This is a genomic window from Roseateles saccharophilus (genome assembly GCF_004342485.1).
GTDB lineage: Bacteria > Pseudomonadota > Gammaproteobacteria > Burkholderiales > Burkholderiaceae_C > Pelomonas > Pelomonas saccharophila.
The window spans coordinates 19,385-36,945 of the sequence record NZ_SMBU01000017.1 but is presented as its reverse complement, the minus strand read 5'-3'; the positions used below and the strand labels follow the sequence as shown (position 1 = coordinate 36,945).

General features: G+C 70.1%; 12 protein-coding genes and 1 riboswitch. Of the genes, 5 read left to right on the top strand and 7 right to left on the bottom strand.

Annotated elements, in window-relative coordinates; all coding sequences use genetic code 11:
• The 5 genes from EV671_RS14855 to pth form a co-directional block, all read right to left on the bottom strand.
• On the bottom strand, nt 1-858 hold the full coding sequence (locus tag EV671_RS14855; RefSeq protein WP_132573049.1) for an ABC transporter substrate-binding protein: 858 nt from the start codon (nt 856-858) through the stop codon (nt 1-3).
• Nucleotides 851-1,411: a bifunctional adenosylcobinamide kinase/adenosylcobinamide-phosphate guanylyltransferase gene (locus tag EV671_RS14850; protein ID WP_132573047.1), complete on the bottom strand. Its 561-nt coding sequence runs from the start codon at nt 1,409-1,411 to the stop codon at nt 851-853. The genes EV671_RS14855 and EV671_RS14850 overlap by 8 nt, the downstream gene beginning before the upstream one ends.
• Nucleotides 1,412-1,437: 26 nt before the next feature.
• Nucleotides 1,438-3,318 (bottom strand): TonB-dependent receptor domain-containing protein, encoded by a 1,881-nt coding sequence (locus tag EV671_RS14845; RefSeq protein ID WP_132573044.1) that lies wholly within the window; start codon nt 3,316-3,318, stop codon nt 1,438-1,440.
• A gap of 74 nt (nt 3,319-3,392) precedes the next feature.
• Nucleotides 3,393-3,591: riboswitch (cobalamin riboswitch) on the bottom strand.
• A gap of 187 nt (nt 3,592-3,778) precedes the next feature.
• Nucleotides 3,779-4,192: a hypothetical protein gene (locus tag EV671_RS14840; protein WP_132573041.1), complete on the bottom strand. Its 414-nt coding sequence runs from the start codon at nt 4,190-4,192 to the stop codon at nt 3,779-3,781.
• Nucleotides 4,189-4,821, bottom strand: coding sequence for an aminoacyl-tRNA hydrolase (pth, locus tag EV671_RS14835; RefSeq protein WP_132573038.1), 633 nt, complete (start codon nt 4,819-4,821; stop codon nt 4,189-4,191). Before pth ends, EV671_RS14840 begins: the two co-directional genes overlap by 4 nt.
• A gap of 85 nt (nt 4,822-4,906) precedes the next feature.
• Between pth and EV671_RS14830 the strand changes: the two genes are divergently transcribed.
• The 5 genes from EV671_RS14830 (at nt 4,907) to EV671_RS14810 (ending at nt 15,692) form a co-directional block, all read left to right on the top strand.
• Complete coding sequence (locus EV671_RS14830) at nt 4,907-6,280, top strand: MdtA/MuxA family multidrug efflux RND transporter periplasmic adaptor subunit (protein WP_132573035.1); 1,374 nt, start codon at nt 4,907-4,909, stop codon at nt 6,278-6,280.
• Complete coding sequence (locus EV671_RS14825) at nt 6,280-9,399, top strand: MdtB/MuxB family multidrug efflux RND transporter permease subunit (RefSeq protein WP_132573033.1); 3,120 nt, start codon at nt 6,280-6,282, stop codon at nt 9,397-9,399. Before EV671_RS14830 ends, EV671_RS14825 begins: the two co-directional genes overlap by 1 nt.
• The gene (locus EV671_RS14820; protein ID WP_132573030.1) at nt 9,396-12,509 is read left to right on the top strand and encodes a multidrug efflux RND transporter permease subunit; all 3,114 of its coding nucleotides are present in this window, start codon (nt 9,396-9,398) and stop codon (nt 12,507-12,509) included. Before EV671_RS14825 ends, EV671_RS14820 begins: the two co-directional genes overlap by 4 nt.
• 4 nt (nt 12,510-12,513) lie before the next feature.
• Complete coding sequence (locus EV671_RS14815; RefSeq protein ID WP_132573027.1) at nt 12,514-13,896, top strand: efflux transporter outer membrane subunit; 1,383 nt, start codon at nt 12,514-12,516, stop codon at nt 13,894-13,896.
• A gap of 113 nt (nt 13,897-14,009) precedes the next feature.
• The gene (locus tag EV671_RS14810) at nt 14,010-15,692 is read left to right on the top strand and encodes a DUF5666 domain-containing protein (protein WP_132573024.1); all 1,683 of its coding nucleotides are present in this window, start codon (nt 14,010-14,012) and stop codon (nt 15,690-15,692) included.
• 71 nt (nt 15,693-15,763) lie between these two features.
• Here EV671_RS14810 and EV671_RS14805 read toward each other — a convergent pair whose 3' ends face one another.
• Both EV671_RS14805 and EV671_RS14800 read right to left on the bottom strand, forming a co-directional pair.
• Nucleotides 15,764-16,387, bottom strand: coding sequence for a 50S ribosomal protein L25/general stress protein Ctc (locus EV671_RS14805; RefSeq protein ID WP_132573021.1), 624 nt, complete (start codon nt 16,385-16,387; stop codon nt 15,764-15,766).
• A gap of 150 nt (nt 16,388-16,537) precedes the next feature.
• Nucleotides 16,538-17,500, bottom strand: a complete 963-nt coding sequence (locus EV671_RS14800) for a ribose-phosphate pyrophosphokinase (RefSeq protein ID WP_132573018.1) — start codon at nt 17,498-17,500, stop codon at nt 16,538-16,540.
• Nucleotides 17,501-17,561 lie beyond the last annotated feature (61 nt).

Below are 17,561 nucleotides of genomic sequence, written 5' to 3'. Positions count from 1 at the left end.
TCACGAGGCTGCCTTTTCCCGCAGGCAGCGCGCCATGATCTGGGCCGCCTCGGCCATGCGCGGGCCGGGGCGGGAGAGCACGTCGCCGTCCTCGGCCTTGAACACGCAGATGCGGCCGTTGCGCACGGCGTCGATGCGGTTCCAGCCGGGGCGCTCGGCCAGGCCCTCGGCGCCGCGATCGCCGACCATGATGAGGCCGGGATTGGCCTTGACGACGAACTCGGGGTTGATCTTGGGGAAGGGGCCGAGGCCGGACGGGATGATGTTGCCGGCGCCCAGGCGCGCCAGCGTCTCGCCCATGAACGAAGACTCGCCGGCCGCATACAGGCCGCTGGCGACCTCGTAGTAGACGCGGATGCCGCGCGCCGCCGGCGGCACGCTGCTGGCGGCCGCGGCCACGCCGGCCTCGATGCGGCGCCACACGCGCTGCGCGTCCGGCACGGCGAGCACGCGGCCGATGATGCCGAGCACGCGCTGCACATCCTTGTAGGAACGCGGCTCCAGCGCGACGACCTTGAGCCCCAGCGCCCGCAGCCGCTCGGCCACGCGCGAGGACACGGCCACCAGCACGACGTCGGGCTTGAGCGAGGCGATCAGCTCGACATTGGTGTCGTCCATGCCGCCGAGCTTGGGCAGGGCGTTCACCTGCGCCGGGAAGTTGGAGTAGCGGTCCACGCCGACGAGGCGGGCGCAGGCGCCGAGCTCGCAGACCGTCTCGGTCAGCGAGGGCAGCAGGCTGACGATGCGCTGCGGCGGCGCGGCCAGCACCGTGGTCTGGCCGAGGTCGTCCTTGATGTCGACGGCCTGTGCGGGCAGGGCGCAGGCCAGCAGCAGCGCGAAGAAGAAGCGTTCAAGCATCGTTGGAATCCTCTACGGGCCGCGTCCAGGCCTGGCCCGCGACCATCAGTGTCAGCCGGCCGCAGCGCCGTGCCACGTCCTGGTTGAGCCGGCCGAGTTCGTCGACATAGTCGCGCACCTCGCGGCCCAGCGGCGACACGCCCCAGCCGACCTCGTTGGACACAAAGACGACGGGTGAGGCCAGCCGCGGCAGCAGGTCCAGCAGCGCGGCGCGCTCGGCCTGCCAGCCCGGCGCGTCCGGTGCGCCGCTGGCCGGCATCAGCCAGTTGACCAGCCACAGCGTCAGACAGTCGACGACGATCAGCGTGTTCGCGTCGTCGGCCTGGGCCAGGGCCGCGCTCAGGGCCAGCGGGGCCTCGATGGTGTCGAAGCTCGCCGGCCGCGTGGCGCGGTGGTGGCCGATGCGGGCACGCATCTCGTCGTCGGCGGCCAGCGCGGTGGCGATGACCGCGACCCGTCCGCCCCCGGCCTGCCAGCGCAGGGCCAGGCCCTCCGCGCGGCGCGACTTGCCGCTGCGCTGGCCGCCGACGATGAGTTCGTGCTGGATGCCCATCCGGGTTCGGCTTCAGGAGGTGGCGATTACAAGCCCTTGGTGTCGAAACGCAGACCAATCCAGGCCTGACGGCCCAGGCCCTGGTAGTCGCGCACCGGCTCGACGCGGTGGTCGCCGGCGTTCAACACCTTGGCCTCGAGGCGCCATTGCGGCATGAAGCGCCAGCTCGCACGCAGGTCCAGCAGCGCATAGGCGCCCAGCGTGATGCCGCTGTCGGGCCGTGCGCCGATGTCCGTCAGCGAGGCGCCGGCGCTCCAGGCACCGGCATCGTAGTCGGCCGACAGGCTCTCCTGGTGGGCGGCGCGGCGGTTCAGGCGCTTGTGCGTGATGTCGTCCTGGGCGTCCAGCACGTCGACCGAAGCCCGCAGGCTCAGGTTGCCGAGGCGATGCGTCGCGGCCAGCGTCGCGCCCTGCAGCGTGGCCCTGGAGACGTTGGATGCGCAGCCGAAATAGCCCGACGGGCAGTCGGTATGGCTGGGGTCAGGGTCGTAGCCGATGAGGTCCCGCACCTTGTTGCGGTAGACGGTCAGGCTGGCCGAGCTGCTGCCTGACAGCCAGTTGAGCCCGAGTTCCGCGCTGCGGCCCTTCTCGGGGCGCACCGTGGCGACGCCGTAGCCGGGGAAGTAGAGGTCGTTGAACGTGGGGGCGCGGTAGGTCTTGCCGGCCAGTGCGCGCAGCTTCAGCGTGGAGGTCAGCGCATAGCTGGCGCCGATGCTGCCCGTCGTGTTGCCGCCATAGGCCGAGTTGTCGTCGCGGCGCAGGCTGGCTTCCAGCGCGGCCGGGCCGAACTGGCCGGCATAGCCCAGCACGCCGGCCTTGTTGGTGCGCTTGAGCTTGCTGGCGAACGCGTCGGCCCGGACCTCTTCGCGCATTTGCTCGTAGGCGAGCATGAGCTGCTGGTCCGGGTCGAGCTTCAGCGCGTTCTGCCAGGTGAACTGGTCGCGGTCGGTCTTGTAGCGCGCCAGCGAGAGGACCGTGCCGCCGCTGAGCGAGTCGTCGGTGTTGTGCGCTGCCTGCAGCGTCGTCGTCCACAGGTCGGAGATGCGGCCGCGATAGTCGGCGGCGACGAGCCTGGTGGTCAGGCGGTTGCGGAAGTCGGGCGACGGGTCCGGCTTGTAGTCCGGCGGCGGGTACTCGGCGCTGTCGTACTGCGCATTGAGCTTGCTTTCGCTGGCATTCAGCCCGATCCGATGGCCTTCCATCGGCGTGAAGCCCAGCCGCACGCTGCCGCTGGAGCGCTTGAAGCCGTCATTGTCGGGGTTGTAGTTGCCGAACTGGTCGTTGGGCCGGATGGCCGACACGCCGCGGCTCCTCTCGTGCGCGACGCTCGCCGCGTAGTCGAAGGCGCCCTGCGAGCCGCTGACGGCCAGGCTGCCCTCGGCCGAGCCGTAGCTGCCGACCGCAGCCGCGCCGCTGACCTGTAGCGGGCCCTGGCCGCGGCGCGTGAAGATCTGGATCACGCCGCCCGCACCGTAGAGGCTGGATGCCGGGCCGCGCAGCACCTCGATGCGATCCACCTGGGCCAGGCTCATCGACTCGAACTCGGCCTGGCCCAGCGTCGCCGAGCCGACACGCACGCCGTCGACCAGCACGAGGGTGCTGCTGGTACCCGTGCCGCGCAGGAAATAGCCCGAGCTCTGGCCGGGGCCGCCGTTGCGCAGGATCTGCAGCCCGCCGAAGCGGCGCAGCGCCTCTTCCACGGTGTCGACGCCGCTGTCGCGCAGCGTGTCGCTGTCGACGAGCACGATGTCGGCCACGCTGCGACGCAGGGGCTGGGCTTCGCGGGTACCGGTCACGACGACCGGTTCGAGGTTGCTCTGGGCGTGGGCGGATGCCGCCAGGGCCAGGGTGGACAGGGCGAAAAGGGAAAGCACGGGCCGGCGGGCCGCGAGGAAGGAACGGGACATGGGAGTTGACGCGAACTGTTCACTCAGCCGCCCTGACCCCCGCAGCGCAGCTGAAAACGGCCGCCCGCTTGTGCGAGGCGACCCCGTCGTTGGCCGGTATCCGGGCTGGTGGCACTGCATTCAAGACCTTCCCAGCTGTGAAGCCAGTGGCCGTGGATAGAACGCTGAGGCGCGAGGGCCTCGTCCACTTACCGTTGCGGGGACAGCTCAGGTTAGGCAGAGCACCTCCAGACCAGCCCTCGCGCGCAGCACATCCCCGACTGGGGCGATCTGCTGCGTTGCAAATCCTCGCCATAGCAGGCTATGGCTGCGATTTGCGCCTTGCAGCTCATCCCCAATCGGGGCGCGCTGCATCGCTCGGACTGATCTGGAGGCGCTCACCGCGTGGCGGTCTGCCCTCCTGATTCCCGTTGAACTGCAGCCGGCTTGAGGCCGGGCGCGAGCACCAACGGCGCGGATTCTATCGGGCCGAGCTGGCCGCGGGCTTCGGCTTGTGCGGCCGGGCGAGCTTGGGCGGCTTGAGATGCACGACCCGGGGCGCGCTGGCGGCCTGGGCCGGCGGCGGCAGCGTCTGCAGGCCCACGGCCTGGCTGCGCTGGTGGCGGGCCTCGGCCTCGCTGGCGCGGCGCGCGCTGGCCAGGGCCGCGGCCTGCCTGGCGTCGGCCAGGTGGCGCTCGCGTGCGGCGCGGCTGTCGGCGGCGCTGGGCTCGTCGTAGCGGATGGCGCCGCTGGCGGCCGGGCCGCCCGGGCAAGGCGAATCGCGCAGGTCGCGGCCGTCGGGGCCGCAGCGATAGACCTGGGCGTGGCGCACCTGGCTTTGCGCGAGGGTGGGCAGGGCGGTGATGGCGGCGAGGGCCAGCAGCAGCGTTTTCATGAGCCCGGGGTGTCGGCCGGCGGCTGCGGTTTGGGGGGCTTGGGGCGCGGCGGTTTGGCGTGAATCTTGGCTAGCGCCTTGTCCATCTCGCCGCGCAGCATCAGCTCGACGGCGGCGTAACTCTTCTCGATGCAGTCCTCCACGGCCTGGCGTTCGGCCAGCGGGGGCTTGCGCAGCACATAGCCGGCCACCTCAGCCTTGTGGCCCGGGTGGCCTATGCCCAGCCGCAGCCGCCAGAAGTCGCCGCTGCCGAGCTGGGCCTGCATGTCCTTCAGGCCGTTGTGGCCGCCGTTGCCGCCGCCCTTCTTGAACTTCATCTCGCCGGCCGGCAGGTCCAGCTCGTCGTGGATGGCGAGGATCTCGTCGGGCGCGATCTTGAAGAAGCGCGCCAGCGCCGCGACGGATTTGCCCGAGAGGTTCATATAGGTCATGGGCTGCAGCAGCCAGATCGGGCCGCTGGCCCCCGGCGCATGGTTCACGCGCGCGACGAGGCCGTGATAGGCCTTGTCCGGCGCGAGCATGACTTTCAGCCCCCTCGCCAGGCCGTCTATCCACCAGAAACCGGCGTTGTGGCGCGTGTCTTCGTACTCCGGGCCCGGGTTGCCCAGGCCGACCATCAGCTTGATCATGCGGGCATCTTAGTTTTGGTCGGGCCAGCAATGCTCTAGCTACATTCGGCCCGGACACTAGCCCCCTCATCAGGAGTGGACCCGAATGCAGAAGAAGAATTCCAGTCGCAGCTCGACCGGCGCCGTGCGGCCCTGGTTGTTGGCCGGAGTGGCCGTGGCCGGTGTTGCCTTGGGCGGCTGGTGGTGGAAGGGGCATGGCGGCGCGGGCGCTGAAGGCCCGGCATCGGCGGCGTCGGCCGCGGGCGGCCCCGGTGGCGGTGCGCGCGGTGGCCGCTTCCCCGGCGCCAACCGGCCGCAGCCGGTGTCGGTCGCGGCCGTGCAGCGGCGTGACGTGGCCGTGGCGGTGGAGGCCATCGGCAGCATCGCCTCGGCCAACACGGCCGTCGTGCGCGCCAAGGTCGGCGGCGAGCTCAAGGCCATCTACTTCAAGGAAGGCCAGGCCGTGAAGGCCGGTCAGGCGCTGGCGCTGATCGACCCGCGGCCCTTCGAGATCGCGCGCGACCAGGCCCAGGCGGCCCTTGCTCGCGACCAGGCCCAGCTCGAGAACGCCCGCGCCGACCTAGCCCGCTACAAGGACCTCGTCGCCAAGGAGGCTGCGCCGCGCCAGCAGCTCGACACCCAGCAGGCCCTGGTGCATCAGCTCGAGGCCACGATCCTGTCCGACCAGGCGACGCTGGACAACGCCAGGCTGCAGCTCTCCTACACCCGCGTCACGGCGCCCATCTCCGGCCAGGCCGGCCTGAAGCAGGCCGACCTCGGCAACAACGTCGCGCCGACCGATGCCAACGGCCTGCTCAGCATCGCGCAGACGCAGCCGGCGGCCGTCGTCTTCGCCGTGCCCGACGCGCGCCTGGCGCGCATCCGCCAGCAGCTCGGCGCCAACCTGCCGCTGCCCGTGCAGGCCTGGGACCGCGAGCACAGGCAGATGCTGGCTTCGGGGCGCGTCGCCAGCACCGACAACGCCATCGACGCCAACACCGGCACGATCAAGGTCAAGGCGCTATTCCCCAACCAGGACAACGCCCTCTTCCCCAACCAGTTCGTCAACGTGCGCCTGCAGCTGGACACGCTGAAGGACGTGCTCGTCGTGCCCACGGCCGCCGTGCAGCGCGGCGCACCGGGCACCTTCGTCTACGTCGTGGCCGACGGCCAGGTCGCGCTGCGCAAGGTGCAGGTGCTGGCGACCGATGGCGAATCGACCGGCGTGCAGGGCGAGCTGAAGGCCGGCGACCAGGTCGTCACCGACGGGGCCGACCGCCTGCGCGATGGCGGCAAGGCCGAGGTCATCAAGGCGCCGGCCGGCGGCGCAGGCGGTGCGGCGGGCCGCGGCGGCGATGCCTCCGGCCGCCCGCGCTGGATGGACCGCGTGCCGCCCGCGATGGTCGACAAGCTCAAGTCCATGAGCGAAGAGGACCGCCGCGCCTGGATCCAGCAGCACCGCGCCTCGGCGCCGCAGTGATGAACCCCTCACGCCTTTTCATCGAGCGGCCGGTCGCGACCTCGCTGCTGATGCTGGCCATCGTGCTGGCCGGCGCGCTGGCCTACCGGTTGCTGCCGGTCTCGGCCCTGCCCGAGGTGGACTACCCCACCATCCAGGTCACCACCCTCTACCCCGGCGCCAGCCCGGACGTGATGACCTCCTCGGTCACCGCGCCGCTGGAACGCCAGTTCGGCCAGATGCCGGGCCTGGGGCAGATGTCGTCCACCAGCTCGGGCGGCGCCTCGGTCATCACGCTGCGCTTCGACCTCAGCCTGTCCCTCGACGTGGCCGAGCAGGAGGTGCAGGCCGCCATCAACGCCGGCAGCAACCTGCTGCCCGCCGACCTGCCGATGCCGCCGGTCTACAGCAAGGTCAATCCGGCGGATGCGCCGGTGCTGACCATCGCCGTCAGCTCGACCACGCTGCCGGTGCCGCGCGTGCACGACCTCGTCGAGAGCCGGCTCGCGCAGAAGATCTCGCAGGTGCCGGGCGTCGGGCTGGTCGGCATCGCCGGCGGCCGGCGGCCGGCCGTGCGCATCCAGGCCAATCCCGGCGCGCTGGCCACGCTCGGCCTGTCCATCGACGACGTGCGCACGGCCATCTCGGGTGCCAACGTCAATCAATCGAAGGGCAGCTTCGACGGGCCGCTGCGCGCGTCCACGCTGGATGCCAACGACCAGCTGCGCAACGCCGCCGAGTACGCCAGCCTCGTCATCGCCTACAAGAACGGCAATGCCGTGCGGCTCAAGGATGTGGCCCAGTTGGTGGATGACGCCGAGAACCTGCGCCTGGCCGCCTGGGCCGGGCAGACGGGCAAGTCTTCCACGGCCGCCGTCATCCTGAACGTGCAGCGCCAGCCGGGCGCCAACGTCATCGAGACCGTGGACCGCGTGCGCGCCGTGCTGCCGCAGCTGCAGGCGGCGCTGCCGGCCTCCATCGACGTGCAGATTCTGTCGGACCGCACGACCACCATCCGCGCCTCGGTGCGCGACGTGCAGCACGAGCTGCTGTTCGCCGTCGTGCTGGTCATCGGCGTCATCTTCGTCTTCCTGCGCAGCCTGCCGGCCACCATCATCCCGGCCGTGGCGGTGCCGGTGTCGCTGGTGGGCACCTTCGGCGTGATGTACATGGCCGGGTTCTCGATCAACAACCTGACGCTGATGGCCTTGGTGATCTCCACGGGTTTCGTGGTGGACGACGCCATCGTGATGATCGAGAACATCGCGCGGCATATGGAAGAGGGCGGCGAAGGCGTGTCCGCGTTCGCCGCCGCGCTGACCGGCTCCAAGCAGATCGGCTTCACCATCATCTCGCTGACGGTCTCCCTGATCGCGGTGCTGATCCCGCTGCTCTTCATGGGCGACGTCGTCGGCCGGCTCTTCCACGAGTTCGCGATCACGCTGGCCGTGTCCATCCTGATCTCGGCCTTCGTGTCGCTGACGCTGACGCCGATGATGTGCGCCCGGCTGCTGCACCACGAGCACGACGAGGACCACGGCCGGCTGTGGGTTTTAGTCGGCAAGGCCTTCGACGACACCATCGCCGCCTACGGCCGCATGCTGAGCTGGGTGCTGGACCGCTCGGCTGCGACCCTGGTCGTCTTCATCGCGACGCTGATCCTGACCGGCGTGCTCTATCTGCTGGTGCCCAAGGGCTTCTTCCCGGTGCAGGACACGGGACAGATCCAGGGCATCACCGAGGCGGCCCAGTCCACCTCCTTCGCCGCGATGGCCGAGCACCAGCAGCGCGTTGCCGAGCGCGTGCTGCAGGACCCGGCCGTGGAGAGCGTCTCGTCCTTCATCGGCGTTGACGGCGGCAACACGACGCTGAACCAGGGCCGGCTGCAGATCGCGCTGAAGGCCAAGGAGGCCCGCGGCGAGAGCGCCGCCGAGGTGGCGCGGCGGCTGACCGACTCGGTCGCCGTCGAGCCCGGCATCGCCCTCTATCTGCAGCCCGTGCAGGACCTGACCATCGAGGACCGCGTCGCCAAGACGCAGTACCAGTTCACCCTCTCCTCGCCGGACTCGGCCGAATTGAGCCGCTCGACGACGGCGGTGCTGGAGCATCTGCGCGGCCTCAAGCAGATCGCCGACGTCGCCAGCGACCAGCAGGAGCAGGGCCTGCAGGCCTATGTCGACATCGACCGCGACGCCGCCGGGCGCCTGGGCGTGACGGTCGCGGCCATCGACAGCGCGCTGTACAGCGCCTTCGGCCAGCGCCTGATCTCGACCATCTTCACGCAGAGCAACCAGTACCGCGTCGTGCTGGAGGTGGCGCCCGGCCACCGCCAGGGCCTGGACGGGCTGCAGCGCCTCTACGTGCCCGGTGCGAACGGCACCCAGGTGCCGCTGAGCTCGGTGGCGCATTTCGCCGAGAGGCTGGCGCCGCTGGCCGTCAACCACGTGGCCCAGTTCCCGGCGGCGACCATTTCCTTCAACCTCGCGCCGGGGTCCTCGCTGGGCGAGGCGGTGAGCGCCATCAAGGCCGAGGTGGAGGCGCTGCAACTGCCGCTCAGCGTCGAGACCCACTTCGAGGGCGCGGCCCTGGCCTTCCAGTCCTCGCTGACCAGCACGCTGCTGCTGATCCTCGCGGCCATCGTGACGATGTACATCGTGCTGGGCGTGCTCTATGAGAGCACCATCCACCCGCTGACCATCCTGTCCACGCTGCCCTCGGCGGGCCTGGGCGCGCTGCTGGCGCTGCTGGCCTTCAGGCTGGACCTGGACATCATCGCCATCATCGGCATCGTGCTGTTGATCGGCATTGTGAAGAAGAACGCGATCATGATGATCGACTTCGCGCTCGAAGCCGAGCGCGACTTGGGGCTGAGCCCGCGCGAGGCCATCCACCAGGCCTGCCTGCTGCGCTTCCGGCCCATCCTGATGACGACGATGGCCGCCCTGCTCGGCGCACTGCCCTTGATGCTGGGCAGCGGCGTGGGCAGCGAGCTGCGCCATCCGCTGGGCGTCGTCATGGTGGGCGGCCTCATCGTCAGCCAGTTGCTGACGCTGTTCACGACGCCGGTCATCTACCTGGGCTTCAGCGCGCTGGCGGCGCGCCTGAAGCGCGGCGGCAAGACGGAAGGGGCCGTGGCGTGAACCTGTCGCGCGTCTTCATCGAGCGCCCGGTCGGCACGGCGCTGATTACCTGCGGCCTGGCGCTGGCCGGCGCGCTGTCCTATCTGCTGCTGCCGATCGCGCCGCTGCCCCAGGTCGAGTTCCCGACCATCTCCGTGCAGGCCTTGCTGCCCGGCGCCAGCCCCGACACGATGGCCGCCACGGTGGCCACGCCGCTGGAGCGCACGCTCGGCACCATTGCCGGCGTGAACGAGATCACCTCGTCCTCGTCGCTGGGCAGCACGCGCGTCACGCTGCAGTTCGACCTCAGCCGTGACATCGACGGCGCCGCGCGCGACGTGCAGGCCGGCATCAACGCGGCGCGGGCGCTGCTGCCCACCGGCATGCCCAGCAACCCGACCTACCGCAAGGTCAACCCGGCCGACGCGCCCATCATGATCGTGGCCCTGACGTCGGACACGCTGACGCGCGGCCAGATGTACGACGCCGCCTCCACCGTGCTCGCGCAGCGCCTGTCGCAGGTGGACGGCGTGGGCCAGGTCAATGTCGGCGGCGGCGCATTGCCGGCCGTGCGCATCGAGCTGGACCCGAACAAGCTGTCCTCCCAGGGCATCGCGCTGGAGCAGGTGAGGGCGGCCGTCGTCGGCACCAATGCCAACCGGCCCAAGGGCGCGCTGGAGACTGCGGACCGCTACTGGCAGATCGCCGCCAACGACCAGGCCCGCCGCGCCAGCGACTACGCCCCCCTGGTGCTGAGCTACCGCAACGGCGCCGCCGTGCGCCTGGGCGACGTGGCCGACATCCTCGACAGCGTGCAAGACGTGCGCAACGACGGCCTGGCCAACGGCAAGTCCGCCGTGCTGCTGATCCTGAACAAGGCCCCGGGCGCCAACATCATCAAGACCGTCGACACCGTGCGCGGCCTGCTGCCGCAGCTGCGCGCGTCGATCTCGCCGGCCATCAACGTCGACGTCGTGATGGACCGCACGACGACGATCCGCGGCAGCATCCACGAGGTGCAGCGCACGCTGGCCATCGCCTTCGGCCTGGTCGTTGTCGTCGTCTTCATCTTCCTGCGGCGATTCCGCGCGGCGCTACTGCCGGCGGTGGCCGTGCCGGTGTCGCTGGCCGGCACCTGCGGCTTCATGTATCTGCTGGGTTACAGCATCGACAACCTGTCGCTGATGGCGATGACGGTGGCGACCGGCTTCGTCGTCGACGACGCCATCGTCGTGCTCGAGAACATCTCCCGCCACATCGAGCGTGGCCTGACGCCGCGCGAGGCGGCGCTCAAGGGCGCGCGCGAGATCGGTTTCACGGTCGTCTCGATCTCGATCAGCCTGATCGCCGTCTTCATCCCCATCCTTGCGATGGGCGGCATCGTCGGGCGGCTGTTCCGCGAGTTCGCCGTCGTGCTGTCGGTGGCCATCCTCGTGTCCATGGTCGTGTCGCTGAGCACGACGCCGATGATGGCCGCGACGCTGCTGCGCCCGCATGCCGAGGCGCGCAGGCCCGGCCGCGTCGGCCGCGTGCTGGCGGCCTGGCAGCGCGGGCTGCTGCGCGGCTACCGGCGCTCGCTGCGCTGGACGCTGCGCCACCAGCCGCTGGCGCTGCTGGCGCTGGCGGGCGTCATCGCGCTGAACGTGTCGCTCTACATCAGCGTGCCCAAGGGTTTCTTCCCGCAGCAGGACACGGGGCTGATGTTCGGCGGCGTGCAGGCCGACCAGGCCAGCTCCTTCCAGTCCATGCAGCAGAAGCTGCGCGTCTTCCACGACATCGTGCGCAACGACCCGGCCGTGGCCAATGTGATGGGCTTCACCGGCGGTGGCCAGCGCAACAGCGCCAATATGTTCATCGCGCTGAAAGGCCGCGACCAGCGCAAGGAGAGCGTGGACGACGTGATGAACCGGCTGCGCGGCAAGCTGGCCAAGGTGCCCGGGGCCAACCTCTTCCTCGCGCCGGTGCAGGACATCCGCATCGGCGGCCGCCAGTCCAACGCCTCCTGGCAGTACACGCTGCAGGCCGACGACCTCGAGGACCTGCGCAGCTGGGAGCCGCGCATCCGCCGCGCGCTGACCGACGTGCCCCAGATCACCGACGTCAACACCGACCAGCAGGACAAGGGCCTGCAGACCTCGCTGGTCGTGGACCGCGACGCGCTCGCCCGCCTCGGGCTGACGATGAACGGCCTGGACAGCGTGCTCAACGACGCCTTCGGCCAGCGCCAGGTCGGCGTCATCTACAACCCGCTGAACCAGTACCGCGTCGTCATGGAGCTGGCGCCGCCGTGGCTCCAGAACCCGCAGACCCTGGACCGGCTGATGCTGACCAGCAGCGGCGGCCAGCAGGTGCCGCTGTCGGCGGTGGCGCGCGTGGAGACCACCGGCACGCCGCTGGCTGTCAACCACCAGAGCGGCACGCCGGCCAGCACCATCAGCTTCAACCTGGCGCCCAATGTGGCGCTGTCGGACGCGGTGGCCGCGGTCAACGACGCGGTGGCCCGCAGCGGCGCGCCGGTGTCGCTGCGCGGCAGCTTCCAGGGCACGGCCCAGGCCTTCCAGAGCTCGCTGAAGTCCCAGCCGCTGCTGATCCTCGCGGCCATCGTGACCATCTATCTGGTGCTGGGCATGCTCTACGAGAGCCTGATCCACCCGATCACCATCCTGTCGACGCTGCCCTCGGCCGGCGTCGGCGCGCTGCTGGCGCTGATGGCCTTCAAGACCGACTTCTCCATCATTGCGCTGATCGGCGTCATCCTGCTGATCGGCATCGTGAAGAAGAACGCCATCATGATGCTGGACTTCGCGCTGTCGGCCCGCCACGCGGCCGAGGCCCGCGGCAGCTGGCTGACGGCCGGCCCGGCCATCTACCGCGCGGCCTTGCTGCGGCTGCGCCCCATCCTGATGACGACGGTGGCCGCCGTCTTCGGTGCCGTGCCGCTGGCCCTGGGCCATGGCGAAGGCGCCGAGCTGCGCGTGCCGCTGGGCATCTCCATCGTCGGTGGCCTGCTGCTGAGCCAGCTGCTGACCCTCTACACCACGCCCGTCGTGTTCTGCTGCATGGACAGGCTCAGCCGCAAGCGCCGCATGGCCGCGCCGGTGGCCGTGCCCAACCTCCAGCCCGCGAACTGAAGCCATGCTGAAGACTGCCTTTGCTCCCCTGACCCTGGCCGTGCTGCTGGCCGGCTGCGCCGTGACCGCCCAGCAGCCGCCGGCCGAACCGGTGCCGCCTGCCTCCTTCAAGGGCTCGGCCGAATGGCAGCGCGTGCCGGCCGACGCGGCCGTGCCCGAGGCCTGGTGGACGATGTTCAAGGATCCCGTGCTCGACGGCCTGCAGGCCGATCTCGTCGTCGGCAACCAGAACCTCGCGGCCAGCCTGGCCCAGGTGGCTTCCGCACGGGCCGTGCTGACGGCCAGCGGCGCGGCGATCTGGCCGACGCTGTCCCTGGGCGGCGGCACGACGCGCTCGGCCAGCGAGAGCGCCGGCAAGCGTACGGTGTCGAACAGCGACTCGCTGACCGCCAACGCGGCCTGGGAGATCGACCTCTGGGGCAGGCTGTCCGAGGCCGTCAAGGTGGCCGGTGCCAACTACCGCGCCAGCCAGGCCGACCTGGCCGCACTGCGCCTGTCCGCCCAGGCCACGCTGACCCAGACCTATCTCGCGATGCGCACCGCCGAGGCCCAGCAGGCGCTGCTGGAGCGCACGGTCGCGGCCGACCAGAGGGTGCTGGAGCTGACCCAGACCCGCTATGCCAGCGGCGTCGTCGCTCAGACCGACGTGCTGCAGGCCCGCACCCAGCTGCGCAGCGCCCAGGCCCAGCTCAGCGAGATGCGCACGCAGCGCTCGCAGCTGGAGCATGCGCTCGCAACGCTGGTGGGCAAGCTGCCGGGGCAGTTCGAGCTGCTGCCGAGTGCCCACGTGCCCGAGCTGCCGCCCGTGCCGGCCTTGGTGCCGTCCACGCTGCTGGCCCAGCGGCCGGACCTGGCTGCGGCGCGCGCCCGCCAGGTGGCGGCCTATGCGCAGATCGGCGTGGCCGACGCCGCTTTCTTCCCGGCGGTGGACCTGTCGGCCAGCGGCGGTTACCGCGGCGCGTCCTGGTCGCATCTGGTGTCGGCGCCCAACTTGGTCTGGTCGCTCGGTGCGGCGGTGACAGCGCCGCTGTTCGACGGCGGCCAGCGTCGCCTGGCGAGCGACCAGGCGCGCGCCTCGGCCGACGTCGCGACGGCCAACTACCGCCAGGCCGTGCTGACGGCCTTCCAGGAGGTCGAGGACAACCTGGTGCAGCTGGCCGAGTCCGGCGCCGAACTCGCGCTGCAGCGCGACGCCTTCGAGGCCGCCGAGCGCAATCTCGACCTCGTGCTGGCACAGTACCGCGCCGGCACGGTCAGCTATCTCAATGTCAGCGCCGCCCAGACGGCCGCGCTGTCGGCCGAGGGCGGGCTGCTGACCTCGCGCAACCGCCAGCTCGCGGCGGCCAACCTGCTGCTGAAGAGCCTGGGCGGGAGGCTGCCGCAATAGCCGACAGCAAAGGTTTCGCTTCGACACATTTCGGATACTCACCGGCAAACCGGCCGGTGCAAGCTGCCGCTTCTCGGCGGGCCGTGGGCCTCCAACGTCGCGAGGAGCAGCAAATGAGACGAATCATCCCTGTGCTGGCGGCATCGCTGGCCTGCGCCTTCTGGCTGGCATCCTGCGGCGGCGGAGGCGGCTCGGCCGCACCCGCGACGCCCAGCAGCTCCAACGGCCCGGCGGCTTCGACGCTGTCGGCCTCGTCCGGCGAGATCACCGCCTTCGGCAGCGTCTTCGTCAACGGCCACGAGTTCTCGACCCAGGGCGCCAAGCTCGTCGACAACGACACCGGTGAAACGCTGGCCGACGCTTCGGCCCTCGAGGTGGGCATGAGCGTGGACGTGAAGCCGATGTCGGCCACCGCGCTCGACGCCGCCGCGCCGCAGGCCGCCGAGATCCGCCTGCACCCGCTGGCCCGCGGCTATGTGGACGCGGCCACCTCCACGGCCAGCACGCTGACCGTGATGGGCCAGACGGTGCAGCTCACTTCGGCCACCAACTTCTCCGACCGCCGCGCCTGCGTGACGGCGACGACCTCGCCCTGCACGCCGGTGTCCGGCCTGTCCGGCCTGAGCGTGACGAGCGCCGCCGCCGTCCCGGGCAGCTATGTGACGGTGCACGGCTTCCTGTTCTCCGCCGGCAGCGGCGGCGCCAACATCGTCGCGACGCTGGTGTCCGTGGGCGACGCGCCGACCGGCACGTCCCGCCCGGCCGCCTTCAAGGCCGAGGGCAGCGTGCTGTCGACCGGCACGAACAGCGTCACGATCGGCAGCCTCGCCGTGAGCCTGGCCCAGGCGACCTGCTGGGGTGCGGACGGCAAGACGAGCTGCGCCACGGCCTTCAGCACCGGTCAGGTCGTGTCCGTGTACTCCGCCACGGCGCCCGCGCTGCCGGCGACGAGCTTCAGCGCCAGCACGGCCGCCCTGCGCAGCCGCCTGCCGGTCGAGACGGTCGGCGCGACGGTCGAGGTGCAGGGCCGTGTGTCGAGCACCAGCGGCACCAGCTTCGTGCTGCGCGGCATCAGCGTCGACGGCGCCGCGCTGGCGGCCGCCGACCGGCCGGTGGTGGGCGACGACGTGCGCGTGACGGGCACCGTCGCGACCGGCGGCGCCATCACGGCCAGCGCGATCAAGCTGCTGCATGCGGCCATCAGCCGCTCGCTGACACTGGAGGGCGACTACAGCGCCGTCGCAGCCGGCACGAGCGCGAACACCTGGGTCGTCACCCTGATGGGGCAGAGCATCACCGTCGACGCATCGACGCGGCTTTCAGACCGCACGAGCTGGACGACGAACTTCAACATCACGACCTTCCAGAGCGTGCTGTCGGCGGCCTCCAGCAAGCACCTGGTCGTCAGCGCGGCGGCCGACGCCAGCGGGATGCTCACCGCGACCAACCTGCGCCTGATGCCGGCATCGACCCGCGCCGGGCTGCAGGGCATCGTCGACGCGACCCCGGCGCCGGTGACGGGCACGGGCGCGACCGCGCCGACGACGTTCTCCGTGCATGGCATCGCCGTCTCGGCGGATCCGGCGACCTTCGCCAGCCTGTCGGACGACGATGACTGGCGGCTGGCCACCAAGACGACCACGGTCGTGGCGGGTGACCTGGTGCTCGTGCGCGGCAGCTTCGTGAACGGCCAACTCGTCGTGGCGGTGCCGGCCGGCCACACCGGGCCGACGATGAGCGACTTCGTCGTGGACCTGGGACCGCCGCGCGCTGGCGACGACCATTGCGATTTCTGAGAATGCTTCCGCAATGAAAAAGGGCTCCCGTGGGGAGCCCTTTGCTTTGGCTGGAAGCCGGCGAGAAGAAATTACTTCTTGCCCTTCTTGCCCTTCTTGTCGTCGGCGGCCGGAGCGGCGGCGACGACGATTTCCTCAGCCACGGGCTCGACCGGCGTCGCGATGACGGGGTTGGGCTTGCCGTGGGTGACGACCTTGATGCCTTCCGGCAGCTTGATGTCGTTGACGTGCAGCGAATGACCCTTGGTCAGGCCGGACAGGTCCACCTCGATGAACTCGGGCAGTTGCTGGGCCAGGCAGGTGATCAGCAGTTCGGTGACGACGTGGTTGACCGTGCAGTGGTCGGTCTTGACGGCCACCGAGGTCTCTTCGCCGACGAAGTGCAGGGGCACCTTCTTCGTGATCTTGGTCGTGGCATCCACGCGCTGGAAGTCGCAGTGCAGGACTTGCGGCTTGTAGGGGTGCATCTGGAAGTCACGCAGCAGCACCTGGGTCGTGGTGCCGTTCAGCTCCATGTCCAGCAGCGAGCTGTGGAAGGCTTCCTTCTTCAGGGCGTGGAACAGCGCGTTGTGATCGAGCTCGATCATGGCGGGCTCGCCGGCGCCGAAAACGATACCGGGCACCTTGCCGGCCACACGCAGGCGGCGGCTCGCTCCGGTCCCCTGCAGCTTGCGCTCAAAAGCGACGAACTTCATGGTTTATCTCCAAAAGAGAAACGGCGCCCGCGACCAGGCACCGCGCGAAAAAGCCGTCTTGCGACGACCGAGGATTCCGATCAGAAGTTGTTGTTCTGCTCGGAGAGATTGGGAGGGCCCCGCATGCGGGAGGGACCCTACTCGGACTGGTCAGAAATTGTTGTTCTGCTCCGAGAAAAGGGAGGTGACCGACTCGCCGTCGGAAATGCGGCGGATGGTCTCGGCGAACAGGAAGGCCACCGACAGCTGGCGGATCTTCTTGCAGGCCTTGGCCGCGTCGGTCAGCGGGATGGTGTTGGTGATGACGACCTCGTCCAGCGCCGAGCCCGAGATGCGCTCGATGGCCGGGCCCGACAGGATGGGGTGGGTGCAGTAGGCGAAGACGCTCTTGGCGCCGCGCGCCTTCAGCACCTCGGCCGCCTTCACGAGGGTGCCGGCGGTGTCGATCATGTCGTCCATGATGACGCAGTTGCGGCCGTCGATCTCGCCGATGACATGCATCACCTCGGACACATTGGCGGCCGGGCGGCGCTTGTCGATGATGGCCAGGTCGCAGCCCAGCTGCTTGGCCAGCGCGCGGGCGCGCACGACGCCGCCGACGTCGGGCGACACGACGACGAGATCCTTGTAGTTGCGGCTCTTCAGGTCCGACAGCAGCACGGGCGAGGCGTAGATGTTGTCGACCGGGATGTCGAAGAAGCCCTGGATCTGGTCGGCGTGCAGGTCCATCGTCAGCACGCGCTCGACGCCGACGGTTTCCAGCAGGTTGGCGACGACCTTGGCCGAGATGGGCACGCGGGTGGAGCGCGGGCGGCGGTCCTGGCGGGCATAGCCGAAGTAGGGGATCACGGCGGTGATGCGGCGGGCGCTGGCACGCTTGAGCGCGTCCACCATGATCAGCAGCTCCATCAGGTTCTCGTTCGTCGGAGCGCAGGTGGGCTGCACGACGAAGACGTCGCGGGCGCGCACGTTCTGCTGCACCTCGACGGTGACCTCACCGTCGGAGAAGCGGCCGACTACGGCCTTGCCCAGCTCGAGGCCGAGATGGGTGGCGATTTCCTGGGAAAGGACCGGGTTCGCGTTGCCGGTGAAGAGAACCGTATTGAGCAGCACTGGGAGCCTCTGGTGTCAGTGGCCCGCTGAAGCAGAGCCGGTTCAGCGAAAAGCAGAAATT

Coding starts and splice junctions, on each gene's coding strand:
- EV671_RS14855 (WP_132573049.1), bottom strand. CDS start 858: ATGCTTGAACGCTTCTTCTTCGCGCTGCTGCTGGCCTGCGCCCTGCCC.
- pth (WP_132573038.1), bottom strand. CDS start 4,821: ATGATCAAGCTGATGGTCGGCCTGGGCAACCCGGGCCCGGAGTACGAA.
- EV671_RS14825 (WP_132573033.1), top strand. CDS start 6,280: ATGAACCCCTCACGCCTTTTCATCGAGCGGCCGGTCGCGACCTCGCTG.
- EV671_RS14830 (WP_132573035.1), top strand. CDS start 4,907: ATGCAGAAGAAGAATTCCAGTCGCAGCTCGACCGGCGCCGTGCGGCCC.
- EV671_RS14840 (WP_132573041.1), bottom strand. CDS start 4,192: ATGAAAACGCTGCTGCTGGCCCTCGCCGCCATCACCGCCCTGCCCACC.
- EV671_RS14815 (WP_132573027.1), top strand. CDS start 12,514: ATGCTGAAGACTGCCTTTGCTCCCCTGACCCTGGCCGTGCTGCTGGCC.
- EV671_RS14845 (WP_132573044.1), bottom strand. CDS start 3,318: ATGTCCCGTTCCTTCCTCGCGGCCCGCCGGCCCGTGCTTTCCCTTTTC.
- EV671_RS14810 (WP_132573024.1), top strand. CDS start 14,010: ATGAGACGAATCATCCCTGTGCTGGCGGCATCGCTGGCCTGCGCCTTC.
- EV671_RS14850 (WP_132573047.1), bottom strand. CDS start 1,411: ATGGGCATCCAGCACGAACTCATCGTCGGCGGCCAGCGCAGCGGCAAG.
- EV671_RS14805 (WP_132573021.1), bottom strand. CDS start 16,387: ATGAAGTTCGTCGCTTTTGAGCGCAAGCTGCAGGGGACCGGAGCGAGC.